This is a genomic window from Mycobacterium persicum, assembly GCF_002086915.1.
In the GTDB taxonomy this organism is placed as follows: Bacteria; Actinomycetota; Actinomycetes; order Mycobacteriales; family Mycobacteriaceae; genus Mycobacterium; species Mycobacterium persicum.
This window is the reverse complement of sequence record NZ_MWQA01000001.1, coordinates 1,939,345-1,960,618: the sequence shown is the minus strand read 5'-3', so window position 1 is coordinate 1,960,618 and position 21,274 is coordinate 1,939,345. Positions and strand designations below refer to the sequence as shown.

17 protein-coding genes and 1 pseudogene are annotated in these 21,274 nt (G+C 65.8%); 6 read left to right on the top strand and 12 right to left on the bottom strand.

Annotated features, from left to right (window positions below):
* Positions 1-319 precede the first annotated feature (319 nt).
* Positions 320-2,161, bottom strand: coding sequence for a glycoside hydrolase family 15 protein (locus B4U45_RS08740; RefSeq protein WP_075549194.1), 1,842 nt, complete (start codon positions 2,159-2,161; stop codon positions 320-322).
* A gap of 369 nt (positions 2,162-2,530) precedes the next feature.
* Between B4U45_RS08740 and B4U45_RS08735 the strand changes: the two genes are divergently transcribed.
* A complete protein-coding gene (locus B4U45_RS08735) occupies positions 2,531-3,478 on the top strand; it encodes a DUF5996 family protein (protein WP_075549271.1) in 948 nt (315 codons plus the stop codon).
* 87 nt (positions 3,479-3,565) lie between these two features.
* Here B4U45_RS08735 and B4U45_RS08730 read toward each other — a convergent pair.
* The 11 genes and pseudogenes from B4U45_RS08730 to B4U45_RS08680 all read right to left on the bottom strand — a co-directional run.
* Positions 3,566-4,213, bottom strand: a pseudogene (locus B4U45_RS08730) (LppA family lipoprotein); the annotation flags it as partial.
* Between the two features lie 235 nt (positions 4,214-4,448).
* Positions 4,449-5,120, bottom strand: a complete 672-nt coding sequence (locus B4U45_RS08725; RefSeq protein ID WP_075549196.1) for an LppA family lipoprotein — start codon at positions 5,118-5,120, stop codon at positions 4,449-4,451.
* A complete protein-coding gene (locus B4U45_RS08720; RefSeq protein WP_082275619.1) occupies positions 5,117-6,811 on the bottom strand; it encodes an alpha/beta hydrolase in 1,695 nt (564 codons plus the stop codon). Before B4U45_RS08720 ends, B4U45_RS08725 begins: the two co-directional genes overlap by 4 nt.
* The gene (locus B4U45_RS08715) at positions 6,792-7,133 is read right to left on the bottom strand and encodes a hypothetical protein (RefSeq protein WP_183155047.1); all 342 of its coding nucleotides are present in this window, start codon (positions 7,131-7,133) and stop codon (positions 6,792-6,794) included. The genes B4U45_RS08720 and B4U45_RS08715 overlap by 20 nt, the downstream gene beginning before the upstream one ends.
* 93 nt (positions 7,134-7,226) lie before the next feature.
* On the bottom strand, positions 7,227-7,829 hold the full coding sequence (locus B4U45_RS08710) for a DUF1707 SHOCT-like domain-containing protein (protein WP_075549197.1): 603 nt from the start codon (positions 7,827-7,829) through the stop codon (positions 7,227-7,229).
* Positions 7,830-7,931: 102 nt separating this feature from the next.
* A complete protein-coding gene (locus tag B4U45_RS08705; protein ID WP_083153977.1) occupies positions 7,932-8,789 on the bottom strand; it encodes an enoyl-CoA hydratase family protein in 858 nt (285 codons plus the stop codon).
* Complete coding sequence (locus B4U45_RS08700) at positions 8,789-9,955, bottom strand: acyl-CoA dehydrogenase family protein (protein ID WP_075549199.1); 1,167 nt, start codon at positions 9,953-9,955, stop codon at positions 8,789-8,791. Before B4U45_RS08700 ends, B4U45_RS08705 begins: the two co-directional genes overlap by 1 nt.
* Positions 9,952-11,937 (bottom strand): acetyl/propionyl/methylcrotonyl-CoA carboxylase subunit alpha, encoded by a 1,986-nt coding sequence (locus B4U45_RS08695; protein WP_219859378.1) that lies wholly within the window; start codon positions 11,935-11,937, stop codon positions 9,952-9,954. The genes B4U45_RS08700 and B4U45_RS08695 overlap by 4 nt, the downstream gene beginning before the upstream one ends.
* A 5-nt stretch (positions 11,938-11,942) precedes the next feature.
* Entirely contained in the window at positions 11,943-13,538 is a 1,596-nt protein-coding gene (locus B4U45_RS08690) for an acyl-CoA carboxylase subunit beta (RefSeq protein ID WP_075549200.1), read from the bottom strand.
* Positions 13,535-14,683, bottom strand: coding sequence for an acyl-CoA dehydrogenase family protein (locus B4U45_RS08685; protein WP_075549201.1), 1,149 nt, complete (start codon positions 14,681-14,683; stop codon positions 13,535-13,537). The genes B4U45_RS08690 and B4U45_RS08685 overlap by 4 nt, the downstream gene beginning before the upstream one ends.
* Positions 14,680-16,371 carry an acyclic terpene utilization AtuA family protein gene (locus B4U45_RS08680; protein ID WP_089025067.1) on the bottom strand — a complete coding sequence of 564 codons (1,692 nt, stop codon included), beginning with the start codon at positions 16,369-16,371 and terminating at the stop codon, positions 14,680-14,682. The genes B4U45_RS08685 and B4U45_RS08680 overlap by 4 nt, the downstream gene beginning before the upstream one ends.
* Before the next feature lie 293 nt (positions 16,372-16,664).
* Here B4U45_RS08680 and rpmF point away from each other — a divergent pair, with 293 nt between their 5' ends.
* From rpmF to B4U45_RS08655, 5 genes are all read left to right on the top strand, one after another.
* Positions 16,665-16,838, top strand: a complete 174-nt coding sequence (gene rpmF / locus B4U45_RS08675; RefSeq protein ID WP_036409829.1) for a 50S ribosomal protein L32 — start codon at positions 16,665-16,667, stop codon at positions 16,836-16,838.
* Between the two features lie 107 nt (positions 16,839-16,945).
* Entirely contained in the window at positions 16,946-17,632 is a 687-nt protein-coding gene (gene mprA / locus B4U45_RS08670; protein WP_075549274.1) for a two-component system response regulator MprA, read from the top strand.
* Positions 17,632-19,188: a HAMP domain-containing sensor histidine kinase gene (locus tag B4U45_RS08665; RefSeq protein WP_075549203.1), complete on the top strand. Its 1,557-nt coding sequence runs from the start codon at positions 17,632-17,634 to the stop codon at positions 19,186-19,188. Before mprA ends, B4U45_RS08665 begins: the two co-directional genes overlap by 1 nt.
* A 95-nt stretch (positions 19,189-19,283) precedes the next feature.
* Positions 19,284-20,723: a S1C family serine protease gene (locus B4U45_RS08660; protein ID WP_083153980.1), complete on the top strand. Its 1,440-nt coding sequence runs from the start codon at positions 19,284-19,286 to the stop codon at positions 20,721-20,723.
* The gene (locus tag B4U45_RS08655) at positions 20,723-21,268 is read left to right on the top strand and encodes a MogA/MoaB family molybdenum cofactor biosynthesis protein (protein ID WP_075549205.1); all 546 of its coding nucleotides are present in this window, start codon (positions 20,723-20,725) and stop codon (positions 21,266-21,268) included. Before B4U45_RS08660 ends, B4U45_RS08655 begins: the two co-directional genes overlap by 1 nt.
* Positions 21,269-21,274 lie beyond the last annotated feature (6 nt).

Below are 21,274 nucleotides of genomic sequence, written 5' to 3'. Positions count from 1 at the left end.
AGTCAAAGCCGTCACTGCACACTCGATGCGACGGCATGACAGCCGATTCGGTGAGTACGTGAGACATCCCCCGAAAGCCCACCATCACAAGCGCGGAAAACGCAGTTATGGTGTGCCGAAAACAGCGTGAGGCATCCAAGGGTGCGCAAGTAGACATCGTGGACCAGCAACATTCGTGGTCACCATGAATTCCGAGTGAGACGGGCAAATCGGGTACCGACCGAACCCTGGAACTCCTGGGGCCGATGTGATTGCGGGCCAATACGACTGGGACCGAGTCGCTAACTCAAGGCAACGCATCCCGGATAAGCTGCTTTGGTCAACCGCGAGCTTCGGCTTGGGCAATGGCCCAGGCCGCATTGACCAGCCCGATGTGACTGAACGCCTGCGGGAAGTTGCCCAACAGCTCGCCGCTGACGGGGTCGACCTCTTCGGAGAGAAGTCCCACGTCGTTGCGGTAATCGATAGCGCGCTCGAACACTTCGCGCGCCCGGTCGAGCTGGCCGGAGGCTGCCAGGGCTTGCGCCAACCAGAATGTGCACAGCAGAAACGTGCCCTCTTGTCCGGTCAGGCCGTCGGCATTGGCGTCGACGCTGGTGCGATACCGATAGACCAAGCCGCGCGAGTCGACGAGCTGACCGGCGATGGCGTCGATGGTGGCCAGCACTCGAGGGTCGTCGGCGGGCAAGAAGCCGACCAGCGGAATCATCAGCGCTGAGGCGTCCAGGTCGTCGCTTTCGAACGCCTGGGTAAACGCGTTGGCCGCGTCGCTCCACCCGCGGGTAAGGATCTGATGCCGGATGTCATCGGCAGCTTTACGCCAGCTCTCGACCCTGTCCCCGGCGCCGAGTGCATCGACCATGGCGATGGCGCGGTCGAGCGCGACCCAGCACATCAGCTTGGAGTAGAGGAAGTGTTGCGGCTCGCCACGGACTTCCCAGATACCCGAATCACGTTGCTGCCAAAGACGTGCGGCGGCATCGGCGGAGCCGATGAGGAACTCACGTCCCGCGGCGGCGCAGGGACGGTCCGGGTGCAGCTGTTTGGCCAGGCGGTGTGCCGCACCCAGCAGTTCGCCGTACACGTCGATCTGGCTTTGCCCCCACGCGCCGTTGCCGACCCGAACCGGGCGGCTGTCGCGCCAACCGTGGAGATGACCAAGCTCACGTTCGGACAGATCATGTTCGCCACCTATGCCGAACATGATCTGAAGAGGTTCGTTGGCGCGTAGTTGTCCGGCGGAGCTGACGGCGAGATAGTCGAAAAACTGCTCCGCCTCGTCCGGACAAGCGGCTACCCAGAGGGCTTCCAGCGTTAGGCTGGCGTCCCGAACCCACGAATACCGGTAGTCCCAGTTACGTTCTCCCCCAATCTCTTCCGGCAGGGACGTGGTCGGGGCGGCGACCACGGCCCACGTGGGTTGGTAGGTCAATGCCTGCAGAACTCGGCCGCTGTGATGCACCAGATCGCGCCACGGTCCGTCATAGCTCTGATGGACCTTCGACCACAACCGCCACGCGTCGATTGTCGCCGTGAGGGCTGCCTCGAGCTCGGCCGGTGACATGGATTCAGGACACGCCTCCGAGGTGGTGCGATGTTGCAACCCGAGGGACAGCTGCTCGCCCTCTCGCATCCGGAATCGGCCGCTGGCGTCGGAATCGGTAACCCCCAGCGGAATTGGGCAACACAGGAGCAGGACGTCGGCGCCGCCGCGTACCAAGATGCAGCCGTCGGCAGTGACCACCAACGGTGTGACCACCCCGTACTCCGGGCGTGCCGAGAATTCGACGGTCACCTCCACCTCGCCCGCGGTGCACGTTAGCGACCGCACCAGCAGCCGAGGTGCGGTCGCGCCCAACTGGTGCGGGTCATCTACGTACCCGGTGGCGAGCGCATCGCGTAGCACCAGCGTGCCGGTGCCGGTGGTGAACGTCGTCTCGAGCACCATGGTCTGGTCGACGTAACGGCGTTTGACCTCCGCGCCGGGATCGGCGGGGTGCACCGAGAAAAACCCGGCGTCCGCGTCGAGCAGTCTGGCGAACACCGATGGCGAGTCGAACCGCGGCAAGCAGAGCCAGTCGACTGAACCGCCGCGACTGACCAGCGCTGCAGTATGCCGGTCAGATAGCAGGGCGTAGTCGGCGATTGGTGTGGTGCTCACCGGGTGCCTCCTAGGTGCCGCGTAGTTCCCGCTTGCCTACCACACTGTTGGGCGTGTCGTCGCCATTCTCGCGGCGCGGCTTCCGGATTGCGGGTACAGCTCCGTTGTGTCGTCGTGGGGGCCGTGATTCGCGGCCCTTCCGCCACCGCGGGTTTCAGCGCATCGGCCGGCCGAGAACCGTTGTTCGTCATCGCAAACGGGCCGCACCCTGACCTGGCAGCTGCCAGCCACAACTTTGCCGTGCATATCGCGCATGCATACCGAAGAGGAGGGTATCCCGTTTGAGGCAAGTTTGAAGCAATCAGCATGGCGGGTGCCCGCTGATTGCCGAGCCGATTCACCTCAAGCACTGTGACCGAGGAGATCGATATGACTGCGCACCGAAGCACCAATGCGTGGCCCAGCTTGCGCGTTCACGAGTGGACGCCGACCAGGGAAACGCTGCATATGTGGACTCAGATCGTCGGCAAGATCCGGCTCGCTCATGCCCCGATGGTCAACCATTGGTGGCAAGTGACGTTGTACGTCACCCCCCGCGGGCTGACGACGTCCGCAATCCCTTATGGGAACGAGGTCTTCGATATCGAATTCGACTTCATCGACCATCAGTTGGTGATCCGCAGCAGCACCGGCGCTACCCGTACCGTCCAGCTAGAACCGAAATCGGTCGCCGATTTTTACGCCGAAACCATGCAGACGCTAGCCGAATTGGGCTTCCCCACCCGCATCCAGTCACACCCGAATGAGGTCGACCCGGCTCCTGGGTTCGCCGAGGACGTCGAGCACGCCTCGTACGACCCGGACGCAGCGAACCTGTTCTGGCGCCAACTGATTCAGGCCCATCGTGTGTTGAGCCGGTTCCGGTCCCGGTTCGCCGGAAAGGTGAGTCCGGTACATTTCTTCTGGGGTGCAATGGATATCGCATGTACCAGATTTTCCGGCCGTGGCGCACCCCGCCATCCTGGCGGCGCCCCCAACTTGGGCGATTGGGTTATGGCGGAAGGATATTCGCGGGAACTGAGCAGCTGCGGGTTCTGGCCAGGCGGTGGTGACGAGGGCGCCTTCTATGCCTACGCTTACCCCGAACCCGACGGCTTCGCCGGTCACGCTGTCACTCCCGAGCAGGCCTACTACAGCAAAGACCACGGCGAGTATCTACTGCCCTACGAGGTCGTGCGACAGGCTGCCGACCCGGATCAGGTGCTTCTGGGATTCTTGCAGGACACCTACGAAGCAGTGGCCACCAGAGCTGAGTGGGATCGCGCCCTGCTGGAAGAAGATCCGGATCGTTGGAAGAAGCGTGATACACGCTCCTGAGGAATGTCGTTGAACATCGGCGATTTGACGACGGGATGCGTTCTCGACGTGTTTCGCAACGCGGATCAATAGGCGTCGCGGGTTCGGCCTGCCGCCGGGGGATCCGTACAGGTATGGGTAGTGGACGTCGGGGTCGTTGGGGGGCCGCATGTTTGGTGGTGGTGGGGCGGTGCGCCACGCGGCCGGGAGGTGACAGCCGGTGTCGTAGGAGTAGGCCAGCAAATGCCCGTGGTTTACGAGATTGATCAGTGTGCCGTCGTCGCGGATTTGCGAATCATTGGCCGATCCCAACGGCAAGGGTGGGTCACCGGGGGCGGAGTTGTTGGGCCGAAAACCGGCCGCTTTGAACACCGGTGCCAGCTCGGTGAGAATTTGCAGCCATTGCTCTGGGGTGGGTGCAGGTTCGCCGAAGAAGTGGTCGCTTTCCTCTTGCCGGCCGATGGTCCGGACGAAGGGGTCGTTGCAGCCGTTAGTCGGATGACTCAAAGGGGTGCTGGAGAACTTTGTCTGTGGCGAATATTCGGCGATCACCGCCCGGATGGTGGCGTCGAGGTTGGCGAGCTGCTGCTGGACTGTCTCCAGGTCGGGTCGGTCGTTGACGATTTTTTGTATGCGGTCCAACTCGTGGCGGCCGGGATTGGCATAGGGGTCGAAGGTGTTGGGTTTGACGCAGCCGGTGAGCAGCAGCGTGATGCACACCAGCCCGGCTGTCAAGGGACGGTGTGCTCGATTCATGAGGTCCTCAGCGGGATTGGAGGCGGCATTTCGTGGGGGCCGGCGCCAGCCGGGAGCGCGTCCACCCCGACCGCGCGGGGCGTGATGAGGTCGTCGGTTTTCCGGCAAGCAGCCGCTGCCATGTTGTAGCCGCGCAGTTGCCCCCTGCGGTGCGGCGCGGAACGCACCGAACTCGGGAATCACTTGGGACACATCACTATTGATTCGGTAGGTATGCCCTGGCTGCGATCGCTGGTCAAAAGGCGTCGCGGGTTCGGCCGCCGGGGGATCCGTACAGGTATGGGTAGTGGACGTCGGGGTCGTTCGGGGGACGCATGTTGGGCGGTGGCGGCGCGGTGCGCCACGCGGCCGGGAGGTGGCAGCCGGTGTCGTAGGAGTAGGACAGTGGGCTGTTCGCGTCGCCGTTCACCAAATCGATCAACACGCCGTCATCGCGGATCTGCGAGTCATTCGCCGACCCCAAAGGAAGCGGGGGATCGCCCGGGGCGGCGTTGTTAGGCCGAAAACCCGCCGCCTTGAACACTGGCGCTAGCTCAGTGACGATCTGCAGCCACTGCCCCTGAGTTGGCGCCGGACGGCCGACGAAGAGGTCGCTGTCCAGCTGACGGCCAATGGTCCGAGTGAATGGGTCCTTGCAGCCCATGATCGCATGGGAGTATGGCACTGTCGAGAATTGGGTCTGCGGCGAATATGTGGCCATCACCGCCCGGATGGTGGCGTCGAGGTTGGCGAGCTGCTGCTGGACCGTCTCTAGGTCGGGTCGTTCGTTGACGATTTTTTGTAGGCGGTCCAACTCGTGGCGTCCGGGATTGGCATAAGGGTCGAAGGTGTTGGGTTTGATGCAGCTGGTGAGCAGCAAAGTAACGCTCAGCAGTCCACTTACCAAATAACGGCGTGGCCGGTTCATACGTGCTGCCGCGGGATTGGAGGCGGTACTTCATAGGGGCCGGCGCCGCCGGGCAGCCGGTCCACGCCGACGGCACGGGGTGTGATGAGGTCGTCGGGGAGTCCGGCCAGCACCGCTGCCATGTTGTAGCCGCTCATCCGAAGTTCGCCGTTGCTTCCCATGCGGGCATACTCCGAATGACCGTAGGCCCGCTCATGAAGGTTGCCGTCACCGTAGTGACCGCCCAGTGCCAGCCCAGTACTGGTGGACAGTTCAGTCATGCCCGGTACGTCCTGTGGTGCGGCACCGAATGCGCCGAACTCGGGAATCACTTGAGAGACATCATCATTGACACCGATCATGTAGTAGGCATGTCCCGGCTGAACTCCTAGCTGGGAAGCGTTGGTGAGTTCGGTACCCGGCGAACCGTACAGTACGACGTCGCTTACCGGTGCGCCCTGCTGCAGCGCCAGACTGGTCACCAGGGACCCATAGGAATGCCCGAACGCGGTGATGTGTTGATCCGAGGCATTGGTGGCAGCCGCGAGGCCCGTGTAGAAGCGGTTCAACGGCCCCGCGGCATCGCGAGCCGACCAGTCATGCGTCACGTCCTTGAGGCTGTCGGGTGCGTCATATCCGAGCCACGCGATAGATGCCACCGCACCAGGGTTAGCCACGTTAGCGTTGGAGCGAAGTTCGAGCGCCTTGTTGCGCTGTGCTTTAGCTTCCCCGACCATCGCTTCAACGCTCGAACTCACTCGCGTGTTCAATCCGCCCACTGTGACACCGACCCGTTCTGCATTGTCGACGTCGCCGATCCCTACCGCCGCCAACACCTTGCGGGAATTACTGGTGGTGTCCAACAGAATCAGGCTGCTGCCCGCGTTGGCGGTAAGTGCTCGCTGCAGCGCCTGCAGGTCCGCCAACTTCTCGGTATCCGTATGCCACACGCCATTTCCATCCAGCCAACCGCGCTGCAGCCGGTCGAGTTCGCGTTGCAGCACCGGTACATTGAGTTCGTTGCGAACTCTGGTCGGGACGCCGTCGAGGTTGCGAATGGCGTTGGGGAACCACTGTTTGACCCGATCCTGCTGTCCCGGTGTCAGCGAATGCCACCACTTGCTCACCTCCTTCGGATCGCTGCCCGGTGGCGGCATCTGCGGCATCTTGGGTGGCTCATGGCTGAGTTGGGTGTTGACCTGCTCGGGTGACAAGTCCCCGGCGGCGCCCCGAATCGCCGCGGCCAGATCCTCATCGGCGGTCTCGGCGTCAGCCAGCAGACGCTTGATGTTTTCTGTCAGCCTGATCGCGGCATTGAGAATCGACTGCTGATCAGCAGGGGAGTACGACGACAAGTCAGCGGGCGGCAACGCCGCAGGGGTCGCATTGTCAATCGTCAGGTGGTAATCCCGGGCACTATCGCGAATGGCCTGCAGCCGCAACTTGATTGCGGCCACCTCGTCGGCCGATTTCTCCGCGGCCCGTGCGACCGCCTCGCACGCATCGGCATGGTCGTCGAGAAGCAACGTCGTGCGGTGCGTTGCCGCCAGCGCCGCATCGGCGGCATCACCACCGAAGTCCAGCAACCGCACGGTGTCAGTGAGTGCCGCCGATGTGGTGCGGGTGCCGTGTGCACGGTCAATCGCTGCCTGAAACACCGTCCTGATCGCCGCAGGATCCCAGCGCTCAATATCAGCTAACGTCAACGCCATCGAATCGACCGCTGCTGCCAGCCTGCGCACGGACCGCGGCCAGCGCCGCGGCGTTGCTCTGGTCCATCTCAGCGAAGCCGACCGCCGCGAGATGCATGCCGCAGGAATGCTCACCGAATCGATCGGCGTGGGTGGCGCTGACCGTCTCCCAGCTACCCAGCAATCCCGACAGGGCGCCAGCCGAAGAGCCGACCCATCCCGACCGCGCGCCTTCGGCTGCACCGTGGCATGACTGGTGCAAAACCAGCAGTGACTCACCGTGATTGGCCAACTCATATCCCACCCGAGTCAGGACTTCAGGAACGACACGCAACGTCTCCATCATCGACCCTCCCGATCAGCCAGCAAGCAAACCTCCGGGGAGTATGGCACACAGCCGCCAACCGGGCTATTCACCTTTGGCGGCCGTAACGGGCTACTTGCGGGGCTTGCGCGGTTTACGCTTGATGCCCACGCCGCCCCAGAACGAGAAGCCGCGGATCTTCACCTTGGGTGCACCCCGGCTACCCTCGCCCACGACTTCGCGGTCGAAGTTGCCCATCACTCCGCGGCCGTGGATTTCGACGTGGACTTCGGGGGGCAAAAGGATGGTCTGCACACCCATGATCGAGTATGCGCGGATCTCGACCTCGGTTGAGGTGAAGTCGGCGTAGCGCAAATCCAGCACGCCGGTTCCCCAGAGCGCGAAGGTGGTCAGCTTCTTCGGCACATTCCATCGGCCGCGCCGCTCGAACCCACTGAGCAACGCGAGCAACAGGGTGGACGGGGCCGGGTTGCAGTTGCCGCCGCGACGGGGGCTTACCGAGGCGCCGGGCAGGTCGGCTCGAAGCTGGTCCAGCTCTCGGTATGTGGTTGCCGCGTACGCCCTGGTAAGCCGATCTTCGTACTCGTTGAGCTGCAGGCGACCCTGTTCCGCCGCGTACGCCAGCAACTGCGCGATCTGAATGCGATCGGTGTCAGCCGCGAGCGACGAATCGTCACGCGTGTCTTTCGTGTCGCGCTGGGCCGGGTTGCTCATCACCCACGAGCGTACGACGTCCAGGATTTGCTGCAAGCTGGCTGGCTGAACTGCAACCTGCCCCCGGCCAAGTCCGAGTCGCCCAGCCGGCAAATGTGCTGCTCAGCGACTCGCCGGGTCGGATTTGACCCAACTCGGTGGTCGTTTCTGCAGGAATGCCAGCATGCCCTCGCGCGCTTCCTCCGAAACGAACAGCCGCGCCGACTCCTCGGTGAGCCGTTGGGCGTCGCGGTCAAATCTTTCCAGCACCGCGGCGGTCGTCAGGGCCTTCGACGCCGCCAGGCCCTGCGGTGACCCGCGGCCAACCTCGGCGACCAGCTTGGCCACCGCGGCATCCACATCGTCGGCTGCCATGGTGACCAAGCCGATCTCCGCGGCTTCGCTGGCGCCGAACGTCTCGCCCGTCAGGTAGTACCGGGCCGCCGCGCGCGGCGATAGCTTGGGCAGCAACGTCAGCGAAATGATCGCCGGGGCCACGCCGATCCGGGCTTCGGTCAGCGCAAAGGTGCTGCGCGGGCCGGCGACCACCATGTCGCAGGCCCCGACCAGACCGAACCCGCCGGCTCGGACATGCCCGTTGACCGCGCCGATGACCGGCCGTGGGGACTCGACGATGGCGCGCAGCACCGTCGTCATCTCCTGGGCCCGCGCTACCGCCATGTCGTATGCCGATGGTGGCGACCCGCTTCGCCCGGCTGCGCCGCCCTCGCGATCGCGATCACCACGCGGGTCGCCACTGCCGGCCTCGCTCAAGTCCGCGCCCGCGCAGAAGGTGCCGCCGGTGTGGGTGAGCACCACCACCCGTACCGCCGGATCCGCGGCAGCGTCTCGCAATCCCTGATGCAGCTGGCTGACCAGGACGCTCGACAGTGCGTTGCGGTTGTGCGGCGAGTTGAGCGTCAACCGTGCCAGCGGACCGCCGCACTCGTCCGGCCCCGCGTATTCTACGAGAGCGTCCATCAGTAAGACCGGGGCAGGCCCAGCGATGTCTGCGCGACGAAGTTGAGCACCATTTCGCGGCTGATCGGGGCGATCCGGGCCAGCCGGGCCGACGTCATCATCGCGGCCACGCCGTATTCTTTGGTCAGCCCGTTGCCGCCCATGGACTGCACGGCCTGGTCGACCGCCCGGGTCGAGGCTTCGGCCGCAGCGTATTTGGCCATGTTGGCCGCCTCGGCCGCGCCCACGTCGTCGCCGTGGTCGTAGAGCGTGGCGGCCTTCTGCATCATCAGCTTGGCCAGTTCAACCTCAATGTGGCACTGCGCCAACGGATGCGCCAACCCCTGATGCGCGCCGATCGGGGTGGACCACACCTGACGCGTCTTGACGTAGTCGACGGCCTTGCCCAGCGCGAACCGCCCCATGCCGACGGCGCTGGCCGCTCCCATGATGCGCTCGGGGTTCAGACCGGCGAAAAGCTGTGCGATCGCCGCGTCCTGGGCCCCGACCAGTGCGTCGGCGGGCAGTCGGACGTCGTCGAGGAACACCTGGAACTGGCGTTCCGGGCTGATCAGCTCCATCTCGATCGGCGTATAGGTGAAGCCGGGTGCGTCGGTGGGCACCACGAACAACGCCGGACGCAGCTTGCCGGTCTTGGCCTCTTCCGTGCGACCTACCACCAGTACCGCCTGCGCCTGGTCGATGCCGGAGATATAGACCTTCTGGCCCTTGAGAATCCAGTCGCTGCCGTCGCGGTGGGCGGTGGTGGTGATCTTGTGTGAATTGGACCCGGCGTCCGGCTCGGTGATCGCGAACGCCATCGTCAACGACCCGTCGGCGATGCCCGGCAGCCAGCGCTGCTTTTGTTCATCGGTGCCGAACTTGGCGATGATGGTGCCGTTGATGGCCGGCGACACCACCATCAGCAGCAGTGCGGAGCCCGCTGCCGCCATCTCCTCCATCACCAGCGACAGCTCGTACATGCCGGCGCCGCCGCCGCCGTATTCCTCGGGCAGGTTCACCCCGATAAACCCGAGTTTTCCTGCCTCGGACCATAATTCGGTGGTGTGCTGATGCGCGCGAGCCTTTTTCAGGTAGTACTCGTGGCCGTAGTGGGACACCCATTCGGCCACCGCCTTGCGCAGCGCCTGGCGCTCTTCGCTTTCGATGAAGCTGGTGTCGGTCATTGTGAATCTCCTTGTGCTTCGGGTCCTTCCACGCGTGCCAGCACGGCACCGACGTCGACCTGCTGGCCGGTGTGGACGTTGAGCTGGGTGAGTACACCGTCAGTCGGCGCGCTGATGGTGTGTTCCATTTTCATGGCCTCCAGCCAGATCAACGGCTGACCCGCTGAGACGGTATCGCCGACCTCGGCGCCCAGGCGGATGACGTTGCCAGGCATGGGCGCCACCAACGATCCCTGCTCGACGGCCGAACCCGGCTCGGGAAAGCGGGATAGTGCGACCAGATGCACCGGTCCGATGGCGGAATCGACGTAGACGTCCTGGCCGTAGCGCGCCACCGTGAAGCCGCGGTCCACGCCGTTACCGTCGGCCAGCACCACCTGGTCCGGCGTGGCCGATACCAGTTGGACGGATCCGTCGCCGGGCAGCTCCAATCCATTCCTGCTGAACCGGTATTCGATGCGGTGTTGTTCGCCGCCGTCGTCGAGGTACGTCTTGACCTGATAGCCCGACGCCAGGTTGCGCCAGCCACTGGGGATAGAGCCGAACACCCCGGCGGTAGCCCGATTGTGCGCGGCGTCGGCCAGGGCGGCGGCGATCACCGACAACCGGATCGCCGTCGCGTCGGCCAGCGGTGCCGACAGCTTCGCCAGCCCGTGCGTGTCGAAAAACGCGGTATCCGTGGCGCCGTCGAGAAAAGCCGGGTGGCGCAGCACGTTGACCAACAGCTCGCGGTTAGTGCGCAGGCCGTGCAGACGGGTGCGGGCCAGCGCATCGGCGAGCACCAACGCCGACTGCCGGCGCGTCGGAGCATACGAGATGACATTGGCCAGCATCGGGTCGTAGTGGATCGACACCGTCGAGCCGGCAACGATTCCCGAGTCCTGCCGGATCCCGGTCCGGTGCCCCAGCCTGCCGAACTGCGCTCGCACCGACGGCACGTCGATGCGGTGCACCAGACCGGCCTGCGGCTGCCAGCCGTGCGCCGGGTCCTCTGCATAGAGCCGGGCTTCGATCGAATAACCATGGGCCACAGGTGGTTCGGCATCCAGCCGGCCGCCTTCGGCGACCACGAGCTGCAGTTCAACCAGATCCAGGCCGGTGGTCTCCTCGGTGACCGGGTGCTCGACCTGCAGCCGGGTGTTCATTTCCAGGAAATAGAACTCGCCGTCATCATCGGCGAGGAACTCCACCGTCCCCGCACCGGCATAGCCGATGGCGGAGGCCGCCAGTCGAGCGGCGTCAAACAGCTTGGCACGCATACCAGGTATGCGCTCCACCAACGGAGAAGGCGCTTCTTCGATGATCTTCTGGTGGCGGCGCTGAATGGAGCATTCCCGTTCGCCGACGGCCCAGACGGTGCCGTGCATGTCGGCCAGGACCTGTACCTCGACGTGGTGTCCGGTGGGCAGATAACGCTCACAGAACACCGTCGGGTCGCCGAAGGCGGACTGCGCTTCACGCTGGGCGGCCTCGACTTCGGCCGGCAAATCGGACAATTCGCGAACAATCCGCATCCCGCGGCCACCACCGCCCGCGGATGCCTTCACCAGCACCGGCAGCTGGGCTTGGGTGACCGTGTCCGGGTCGAGCTCGTCGAGCACCGGCACTCCGGCGGCCGCCATCAGCTTCTTGGATTCGATCTTGGAACCCATGGCCCGCACCGCGTCCACCGGTGGGCCGACCCAGGTCAGTCCCGCCTCTTGTACGGCATCGGCGAAATCGGCGTTCTCCGACAGGAACCCGTAGCCAGGGTGTACCGCATCCGCGGCCGCGGCCCGGGCGGCCGTGATGATGGCGTCGGCGTTGAGATAGTCGTTGGTCTTGGGCAGCCGCACCCGGGCGTCGGCCTCGGCGACATGCGGTGCTGCGGCATCCGGCTCGGTGTAGACGGCGACGGTGCCCAAGCCCAGCCGGCGGCAGGTGGCGAACACCCGTCGCGCGATCTCGCCGCGATTGGCAACCAGTACTCGAGTGATCGGCATTTGCATCACATCCGGAAGACGCCGAAGTTCGACGTTCCCTTGATCGGGCCATTGGCGATGGCGGACAAACACATTCCCAGCACGGTGCGGGTGTCGCGCGGGTCGATCACCCCGTCGTCGTAGAGCATCCCGGACAACACCAGCGGCAACGACTCGGCTTCGATCTGGCCTTCGACGGCGGCACGCATCGCTGTGTCGGCCGCTTCGTCGACCTGCTGGCCGCGAGCCTCGGCGGCGGCGCGGGCCACGATGGACAGCACCCCCGCCAGCTGCGCGCCGCCCATCACCGCGGACTTGGCGCTGGGCCAGGCGAACAGGAACCTCGGGTCGTAGGCGCGCCCGCACATCCCGTAGTGGCCCGCGCCATATGACGCGCCGATCAACAGCGAGATGTGCGGCACGGTCGAGTTGGACACGGCGTTGATCATCATCGAGCCGTGCTTGATCATGCCGCCCTCTTCGTAGACCTTGCCAACCATGTAGCCGGTGGTGTTGTGCAAGAACAACAGTGGCGTGTCGTAGCGGTTGGCGAGCTCGATGAACTGGGTAGCCTTTTGCGACTCTTCGCTGAAAAGTATGCCGCGCGCGTTGGCCAGGATGCCCAGCGGGTAGCCATGCAGCCGGGCCCACCCGGTCACCAGCGACGAGCCGTACAGCGGCTTGAACTCGTCGAATTCGGAGCCGTCGACAATGCGGGCGATAACCTCCCGCGGGTCGAACGGAATGCGCAGGTCCGCCGGGACGATGCCGATCAGCTCCTCGGCGTCGAACAACGGCTCGGTGACCGGCCCGGGCGCGGGCCCCCGCTTGACCCAGTTCAGCCGGGCCACGATGCGACGTCCAACGCGGATCGCGTCGAGTTCGTCTTGCGCGAAGTAGTCGGCCAAACCCGAGATGCGGGCATGCATTTCGGCGCCACCCAGCGACTCGTCGTCGGACTCCTCGCCGGTGGCCATCTTTACCAGTGGCGGGCCCGCCAGGAACACCTTGGAGCGTTCCTTGATCATCACCACGTGATCGCACATGCCGGGAATGTAGGCGCCGCCCGCGGTGGAGTTGCCGAATACCAGTGCGATAGTCGGGATCCCGGCTGCGGACAGCCGGGTGAGGTCGCGGAACATTGCTCCGCCGGGAATGAAGATCTCCTTCTGAGTCGGCAGGTCCGCCCCGCCGGATTCCACCAGCGAGATCACCGGAAGCCGGTTCTGGAACGCGATCTGGTTGGCCCGCAGGATTTTTCGCAACGTCCACGGGTTGCTGGTGCCGCCTTTGACCGTCGGGTCGTTGGCGACGATCAAGCATTCCACGCCGGACACGGCGCCGATGCCGACGACCGTACTGGCACCGACCGTGAAGGCGCTGCCGTATGCCGCCAGGGGGCTCAGCTCGAGGAACGGCGAATCCGGGTCGACGAGCAATTCGATGCGTTCCCGGGCCGTGAGCTTGCCGCGGGCGTGGTGACGGTCGACGTATTTGGGCCCGCCGCCCGCCAGCGCCTTCGCCAGTTCGGCGGCGATTTCGTCGAGCTTTGCCGCCGTCGCCGTTGCCGCTTCGGCGTACGCGCCGGCATGGGCGTCGAGGCTGGACCGCAAAACGGTCACGATTGATACCCCAGCAGTTTGGCGGCAAGTGCGGTCAGGATTTCGGTGGTTCCGCCGCCGATGCCCAGTATCCTCATGTCCCGATACTGGCGTTCGACTTCGGATTCGGCCATGTAGCCCATCCCGCCGAAGAGCTGGACGGCCTGGTTGGCCACCCATTCGCCGGCCTCGACGGCGGTGTTCTTGGCGAAGCACACCTGCGCAATCAGGTTCGTTTCCCCGGCCAGCTGACGCTCCACCACGTGACGGGAGTAGACCCGGGCGACGTCGATGCGCCGGGCCATCTCGGCCAGGGTGTTCTGCACCGCCTGACGCGAGATCAGCGGACGCCCGAACGTCTCCCGGTCGCGACACCACTGCGCGGTGATGTCCAGACATCGCTGCGCGCTCGAATATGCCTGTGCGGCAAGACCGATACGTTCGGCGACGAACGCCTGGGCGATCTGGGCGAATCCGCTGTGCTCGGCGCCGACCAGATTGGCGGCCGGTACCCGCACGTCGGTGTAGGACAGCTCGGCGGTGTCCGAGGAGCGCCAGCCCATCTTGTCCAGCTTGCGGGTGACCTCGAAACCAGGTGTGCCCTTGTCGACCACCACCAGCGACACCCCCGCTGCCCCGGGTCCGCCGGTGCGCACCGCGGTGACGACGTAGTCGGCGCGCACCCCGGAGGTGATGTAGGTCTTGGCGCCGTTGATCACATAGTGGTCGCCGTCGCGGACGGCGCCGGTGCGCAGGTGCCCGACGTCCGAGCCGCCGCCGGGTTCGGTGATGGCCAGCGCGCCGATTTTCTCACCGGCCAGGGTGGGACGAACGTAGGTGTCGATCAACCGTGCGTCGCCGGAGGCGATCATGTGCGGCACCGCGATGCCACAGGTGAACAGCGACGCGAAAACACCGCCGGGCGAACCGGATTGGTGCATCTCCTCGCAGATGATCACCGAGTCGGCGGCGTCGCCCCCGCCACCGCCGACGGCTTCGGGAAAACCCGCTCCCAGCAGGCCGGCGGCCCCGGCGCGCCGGTGCAAGTCACGCGGCAACTCGCCGACTCGCTCCCATTCGTCGATATGCGGCAGGACTTCTCGTTCGGCAAACGAGCGGACGGTCTTTCGCAGCTGCTCGCGCTCCGGTGTGGTCCAGATATTCACAACAGCGTCTCCGGAATGTTGACGTGGCGGCTGCGCAGCCATTCGCCCAGCCCCTTGGCTTGCGGATCGAAACGCGCCTGGTAGGCCACGCCCTGACCCAGGATCCCCTCGATCACGAAATTCATCGCCCGCAGATTGGGCAGCACATACCGCGTGACGTCGAGTTCTGCCGTCTCGGGCAACAGTTCTTTGAGAAACTCGGCGGTCAACGTGTTGGCCAGCCAGCGCCACTGCTCGTCGGTGCGCACCCACAGTCCGATGTTGGCCGAACCGCCCTTGTCGCCGCTGCGGGCGCCGGCGATCAAACCCAGCGGCGCACGCCGGGTCGGTCCCGCTGGCAACGGCTCGGGAAGCGGCGGGGGAGCCGCCGGTGCCAGCTCCAAAGTCTCGGAAGCGCAGGCGATTTCACTGCGGGTGCCGTCGGGATGGACCGCGACGTGCGGCACCTGGGTGGCGTCGACGTAGCCCGGGGTGTAGACGCCGTACACCTGACCGTCGCCGGGCGGGGCGGTCACGGTGAAGCCCGGATAGCTGGCTAACGCCAATTCGACTGCGGCCGAGGAGAATTGCCGTCCGACCTTAGCGGGATCGGGATCGCGGACCACGCAGCGCAGCAAGGCGCTGGCCGCCTCCTCGGTGTCGGCGTCGGGGTGGTCGGTGCGGGCCAGGGTCCATTCGAATTCGGCGGGTTTGACGGTCAGCGCGGCTTCGAGCTGGTGTCGCACCAGATCGGCCTTGGCCTCGATGTCGAGGCCGGTCAGCACGAAGGTCATGGAGTTGCGGAAGCCGCCAATGCTGTTCAGCGACACCTTGAGCGTGGGCGGCGGCGGTTCGCCAACCACACCGCTGATGCGCACCCGGTCCGGGCCGTCCGCCGAGAGCGCGATGGTGTCCATCCGCGCCGTCACGTCCGGGTTGGCGTAGCGGGCGCCGGTGATCTCGTAGAGCAGCTGCGCGGTGACGGTGTCGGTGCTGACCAGACCGCCGGTGCCGGGGTGTTTGGTGATCACCGAGGAGCCGTCGGCGTGGACCTCGGCCAGCGGGAAGCCGGCGTGCACAAGGCCCGGCACCGCGGGAATCTCGGTGAAGAAGGAGTAGTTGCCGCCGGTGGCCTGCACCCCGCATTCGATGACGTGACCGGCGACCACCGCTCCGGCCAGCTGGTCGTAGTCGGTGCGGCTCCAGCCGAAGTGCGCGGCCGCCGACCCGACGAGCACCGAGGCGTCGGTCACCCGGCCGGTGACGACGACGTCGGCTCCGGCCTTGAGGCAGTCGACGATGCCCCACGCACCCAGGTAGGCGTTGGCCGTCAGCGGTGTGCCGAGGCCGAGCTCGGCTGCCCGCGCCAGCAGGTCATCGCCTTCGACGTGGGCGACCCGGGCCGGCACGCCGAGGTGGTGGGCCAGGGCCCGGATCGCGTCGGCCAAGCCGGCCGGGTTGAGGCCGCCGGCGTTGGCCACAATGCGGACCCCGCGGTCGCAGGCCAGCCCCAGGCAGTCCTCGAGTTGGGTTAGGAATGTCTTGGCGTAGCCGCGCTCGGGGTGCTTCATCTTGTCGCGACCGAGGATCAGCATGGTCAGTTCGGCCAGGTAGTCGCCGGTGACGTAGTCCAGCTCACCGCCGGTGAGCATCTCACGCATGGCCGGGAGGCGGTCGCCGTAGAAGCCCGAGCAGTTGCCGATCCGCACCGTGCCGGACGCGCCACCAACAGCGTCCATGCGCGTCCTCCCTTCATTGGGATTACCGATGGGGCCGAACCCGGCCAACCAACCGGTAGGTCAGCATAGCCGTAAGCCTCGAGCGGTGTGATACCCGCCTCTCTCGCCGACGTCGCGCTCCGTTTTGGCGAGCTGGAGCTCACCGACTACCCTCTTAAGGCACCCATCAAATGGGTAGTGTCGCCGTCCGGCCGACCCGGCAGGTCCACGGTCCTGCGATGCGACACGCACCGACCAACCCGATCGAGGAGTAAGGCCCCACCATGGCGGTACCCAAGCGCAGGACGTCGCGCGCGAATACCCGAAGCCGGCGCTCGCAGTGGAAGGCCACCTCGACCGAACTGGTGGGTGTCACCGTGGCCGGCCAGAAGCACAAAGTGCCCCGCAGGCTGCTCAAGGCGGCGCGGCTGGGCCTCGTCGACCTCGACCGGCGCTAGCTCCCGGCAGGGGCTATTGTGGCGCATGTGACGAGCCCGCCGGCCGAGCCCACCGGTCCGGCGCGCCTCTCAGGCCAGTCTCAGGCGGTCGTACGAAACTAGTGTCCGTGCGAATTCTTGTCGTCGACGACGATCGTGCGGTACGCGAGTCACTGCGCCGGTCGCTTTCCTTCAACGGCTACTCGGTCGAACTGGCCCATGACGGGCTCGAGGCTCTCGACATGATCGCCAGCGATCGGCCCGACGCGCTCGTGCTCGATGTCATGATGCCGCGGCTGGACGGTTTGGAGGTGTGCCGTCAGCTCCGCAGCACCGGCGACGACCTGCCGATCCTGGTGCTGACCGCCCGCGACTCGGTTTCGGAGCGGGTGGCCGGCCTCGACGCCGGCGCCGACGATTACCTGCCGAAGCCGTTCGCTCTCGAAGAATTGCTGGCGCGGATGCGGGCATTGCTGCGCCGCACCAAGCCCGACGACACCGCCGAGTCGGTGGCCCTGCACTTCTCCGACCTCAGCCTGGACCCGGTGACCCGTGAGGTCACCCGCGGGCAGCGCCGCATCAGCCTCACCCGCACCGAATTCGCCTTGCTGGAAATGCTGATCGCCAATCCGCGACGCGTGCTCACCCGCAGCCGCATCCTCGAAGAGGTGTGGGGTTTCGACTTTCCCACGTCCGGCAATGCGCTGGAGGTCTACGTGGGGTATCTGCGCCGCAAAACCGAGGCCGATGGCGAGCCGCGGCTGATCCACACCGTCCGGGGAGTGGGTTACGTGCTACGCGAAACGCCGCCCTGATGCTCGGGTTCCGCCGCCGAGCACGGGTACCGCTGCGAACGACCAGTTCGTTGTCCCTGCGGTGGCGGGTCATGCTGCTGGCGATGTCGATGGTGGCGATGGTCGTCGTTCTCATGTCGTTCGCGGTGTACGCGGTGATTTCGGCCGCCCTCTACAACGACATCGACAATCAGCTGCAGAGCCGCGCGCAATTGCTGATCGCCAGCGGGTCGCTCGCCGCCGACCCGGGCAAGGCCATCGAGGGCACAGCGTATTCGGATGTCAATGCAATGCTGGTGAACCCGGGCCACTCGATCTATACCGCCAACCAGCCCGGTCAGCACCTGCCCGTCGGAGCGCCGGAAAAGGCCGTCATCCGCGGCGAGTTGTTCATGTCGCGGCGCACGGCGGCCGATCAGCGGGTGCTTGCCATCCACTTGCCCAGCGGCAGCTCCCTGCTGATCTCCAAGAGTTTGAAGCCGACCGAGGCGGTCATGACCAAACTTCGCGCGGTACTGCTGATCGTGGGTGGTGTCGGCGTGGCGGTCGCCGCAGTGGCAGGGGGCATGGTCACCCGAGCGGGGCTGCGTCCGGTGGGCCGGCTCACCGAGGCGGCCGAGCGGGTGGCGCGAACCGACGACCTGCGACCCATCCCGGTATTCGGCAGTGACGAATTGGCCAGGCTTACCGAGGCGTTCAACCTGATGCTGCGGGCGCTGGCCGAATCCCGGGAGCGACAGGCCAGGTTGGTCACCGATGCCGGGCACGAGTTGCGCACCCCGTTGACGTCGCTTCGCACCAATGTCGAACTACTGATGGCGTCGATGGAGCCCGGAGCGCCGCGACTGCCGGAGCAGGAGATGGTCGGCCTGCGTGCCGATGTGCTGGCCCAGATCGAGGAATTATCCACTCTGGTAGGCGATTTGGTGGACCTGACGCGCGGCGACGCCGGTGAAGTGGTGCACGAAACGGTCGACATGGCCGACGTCGTCGACCGCAGCCTGGAGCGGGTCAGGCGGCGGCGCAACGACATTCACTTCGATGTCCAGGTGATTCCCTGGCAGATCTACGGTGACGCCGCCGGGTTGTCACGGGCGGCGCTCAACCTCATGGACAACGCGGCCAAGTGGAGTCCACCGGGAGGCCACGTGGGCGTCACGCTGAGACAACTCGACCCGTCACACGCCGAGCTGGTGGTCTCGGACCGCGGGCCCGGCATTCCCCCGCAAGAGCGGCGTCTGGTGTTCGAGCGGTTCTACCGGTCAGCGTCGGCTCGGGCGATGCCGGGTTCGGGCCTGGGCCTGGCGATCGTCAAGCAGGTGGTGCTCAATCACGGTGGATCGCTGCGAGTTGAAGACACCGTTCCGGGTGGTCAGCCGCCGGGAACGTCGATTTCCGTGCTGCTGCCGGGCCGCCCGATGCCGGGTGCGACCTACCCGGCGAACCCGGCGAACTCAGCCGGTACCGGCGCCAGGGCCGAGGCCGGCCGATCTGATGAAGGCGCCGGGGACTCCACGAACTCACGGAGTTCGACGAACGTTATCTCAGTGGATTCTCAGTCCGCGCGCGCAAGGTAGTAGTGCAGTTACTGTTGACAACAAGCCCATGCCCGCAGCGCATGGCCAAGCACAGGGCTCACTAAGCCCCAGTAGAGGAAGAGCAATTTAGCGACATGACGAATCACCCGAGGTATTCGCCACCGCCGCAGCAGCCGGAATATCGTGCCGCGCCGAACCAACCGGTGCCGCCGGCTTATGTGCAAGGGTCTGCGCAAACATACAACCAGCAGTTCGACTGGCGCCACCAGCGATCGCAGCCGCAGTATGGTCGGCCCTATGACCCCTTCGCGGGTACCGGGCCGCGCCCGCTGCCCGGCGGTACCGGGGTGGGCCCGATCCTGGGCGGCACCGGTCAGGGCCCTGTCGGTGGCGGCACTGGTCCCGGCCCGATAACCGGCATCCTTCCGCCGATGTCACCGCCTCCCACGGTGATTCAGCAGCGACGTCCCCGCGCAGGCATGCTGGCGATCGGCGCGCTCACCATCGCCGTAGTGTCGGCCGGTATCGGTGGCGCGGCCGCATCGGTCGTCGAATTGACCCGGTCACCGGCGAGCACCAACGGTGGCGGAGTGGTCGCCAGCGGCGCTCCCAGCATTCCGGCAGCAAACATGCCGGCGGGTTCGGTCGAGCAGGTGGCTGCCAAGGTGGTGCCCAGCGTCGTGATGCTGGAGACCGATCTGGGGCGCGCATCTGAGGAGGGCTCGGGTGTCATCCTGTCCAGCGACGGGCTGATCCTGACCAACAATCACGTCGTCGCGGCCGCCGCGAAACCGCCCGCCGGTGCTCCGCCGCCCAAAACCACGGTGACCTTCTCTGACGGCCGGACGGCGCCGTTCACGGTGGTCGGTGCCGATCCGACCAGTGACATCGCCGTGATCAAGGTCCAAGGTGTCAGCGGACTCACCCCCATATCGCTGGGATCGTCATCGGATCTGCGGGTCGGTCAGCCGGTCCTGGCGATCGGTTCACCGCTGGGTCTGGCCGGCACGGTGACCACGGGAATCGTCAGCGCCCTCAACCGGCCGGTGTCGACCACCGGCGAGGCCGGTAACCAGAACACCGTTTTGGACGCCATCCAGACCGACGCCGCCATCAACCCCGGCAACTCCGGTGGTGCGCTGGTCAACATGAACGGCCAGCTGGTCGGCATCAACTCGGCCATCGCCACGTTGGGCGCGGATTCCGGTGATGCCCAGAGTGGCTCGATCGGCCTGGGTTTTGCGATCCCGGTCGACCAGGCCAAGCGCATTGCCGACGAGCTGATCAGCACCGGCAAGGCGACACATGCCTCGCTGGGCGTGCAGGTGACCACTGACAAGGGCATTCCCGGCGCCAAGGTGGTCGAGGTGGTGCAAGGCGGTGCCGCCGCAACTGCCGGTGTGCCCAAGGGGGTCATCGTCACCAAGGTGGACGAGCGCCCCATCAACAGCGCTGACGCGCTGGTCGCCGCGGTGCGGTCCAAGGCGCCGGGCGACAAGGTGGTGCTCACCTTCCAGGACCCCTCGGGTGGCAGCCGCACCGTGCAGGTAACGCTAGGCAAGGCGGAGCAGTGATGAAGTCGGGTCCTCCGTTGTCAGAGCTCGGATATACGGTTGCTCCCATGGAACAGGGTGCGGAGTTGGTGGTGGGCCGGGCACTTGTCGTCGTCGTCGACGATCGCACTGCCCACGGCGACGAAGACCACAGCGGCCCGTTGGTTACCGAGCTGCTCACCGAGGCCGGGTTCGTTGTCGACGGAGTGGTCGCGGTGTCGGCCGACGAGGTTGAGATCCGCAACGCGCTGAACACCGCGGTGATCGGCGGCGTGGACCTGGTGGTGTCGGTCGGTGGGACCGGTGTCACGCCCCGCGACGTCACGCCGGAGGCCACCCGCGACATCCTGGACCGGGAAATCCTCGGTATCGCCGAAGCCATCCGCGCTTCAGGACTGTCGGCAGGGATCATCGACGCGGGCCTGTCGCGCGGCTTGGCGGGAGTATCGGGAAGCACGCTGGTGGTTAATCTCGCCGGTTCCCGCTACGCCGTCCGAGACGGCATGGCGACGCTGAATCCGTTGGCCGCTCAGATCATCGGGCAGTTGTCGAGTCTCGAAATCTGAGTTTCG

What these genes read in the sequence shown, in the direction of transcription:
- B4U45_RS08735 (WP_075549271.1), top strand. Translation starts at nt 2,531, where the DNA reads ATGACTGCGCACCGAAGCACCAATGCGTGGCCCAGCTTGCGCGTTCAC.
- B4U45_RS08725 (WP_075549196.1), bottom strand. Translation starts at nt 5,120, where the DNA reads ATGAACCGGCCACGCCGTTATTTGGTAAGTGGACTGCTGAGCGTTACT.
- B4U45_RS08720 (WP_082275619.1), bottom strand. Translation starts at nt 6,811, where the DNA reads ATGGCGTTGACGTTAGCTGATATTGAGCGCTGGGATCCTGCGGCGATC.
- B4U45_RS08715 (WP_183155047.1), bottom strand. Translation starts at nt 7,133, where the DNA reads ATGGAGACGTTGCGTGTCGTTCCTGAAGTCCTGACTCGGGTGGGATAT.
- B4U45_RS08710 (WP_075549197.1), bottom strand. Translation starts at nt 7,829, where the DNA reads ATGAGCAACCCGGCCCAGCGCGACACGAAAGACACGCGTGACGATTCG.
- B4U45_RS08705 (WP_083153977.1), bottom strand. Translation starts at nt 8,789, where the DNA reads ATGGACGCTCTCGTAGAATACGCGGGGCCGGACGAGTGCGGCGGTCCG.
- B4U45_RS08700 (WP_075549199.1), bottom strand. Translation starts at nt 9,955, where the DNA reads ATGACCGACACCAGCTTCATCGAAAGCGAAGAGCGCCAGGCGCTGCGC.
- B4U45_RS08695 (WP_219859378.1), bottom strand. Translation starts at nt 11,937, where the DNA reads ATGCCGATCACTCGAGTACTGGTTGCCAATCGCGGCGAGATCGCGCGA.
- rpmF (WP_036409829.1), top strand. Translation starts at nt 16,665, where the DNA reads ATGGCGGTACCCAAGCGCAGGACGTCGCGCGCGAATACCCGAAGCCGG.
- B4U45_RS08665 (WP_075549203.1), top strand. Translation starts at nt 17,632, where the DNA reads ATGCTCGGGTTCCGCCGCCGAGCACGGGTACCGCTGCGAACGACCAGT.
- B4U45_RS08660 (WP_083153980.1), top strand. Translation starts at nt 19,284, where the DNA reads ATGACGAATCACCCGAGGTATTCGCCACCGCCGCAGCAGCCGGAATAT.
- B4U45_RS08655 (WP_075549205.1), top strand. Translation starts at nt 20,723, where the DNA reads ATGAAGTCGGGTCCTCCGTTGTCAGAGCTCGGATATACGGTTGCTCCC.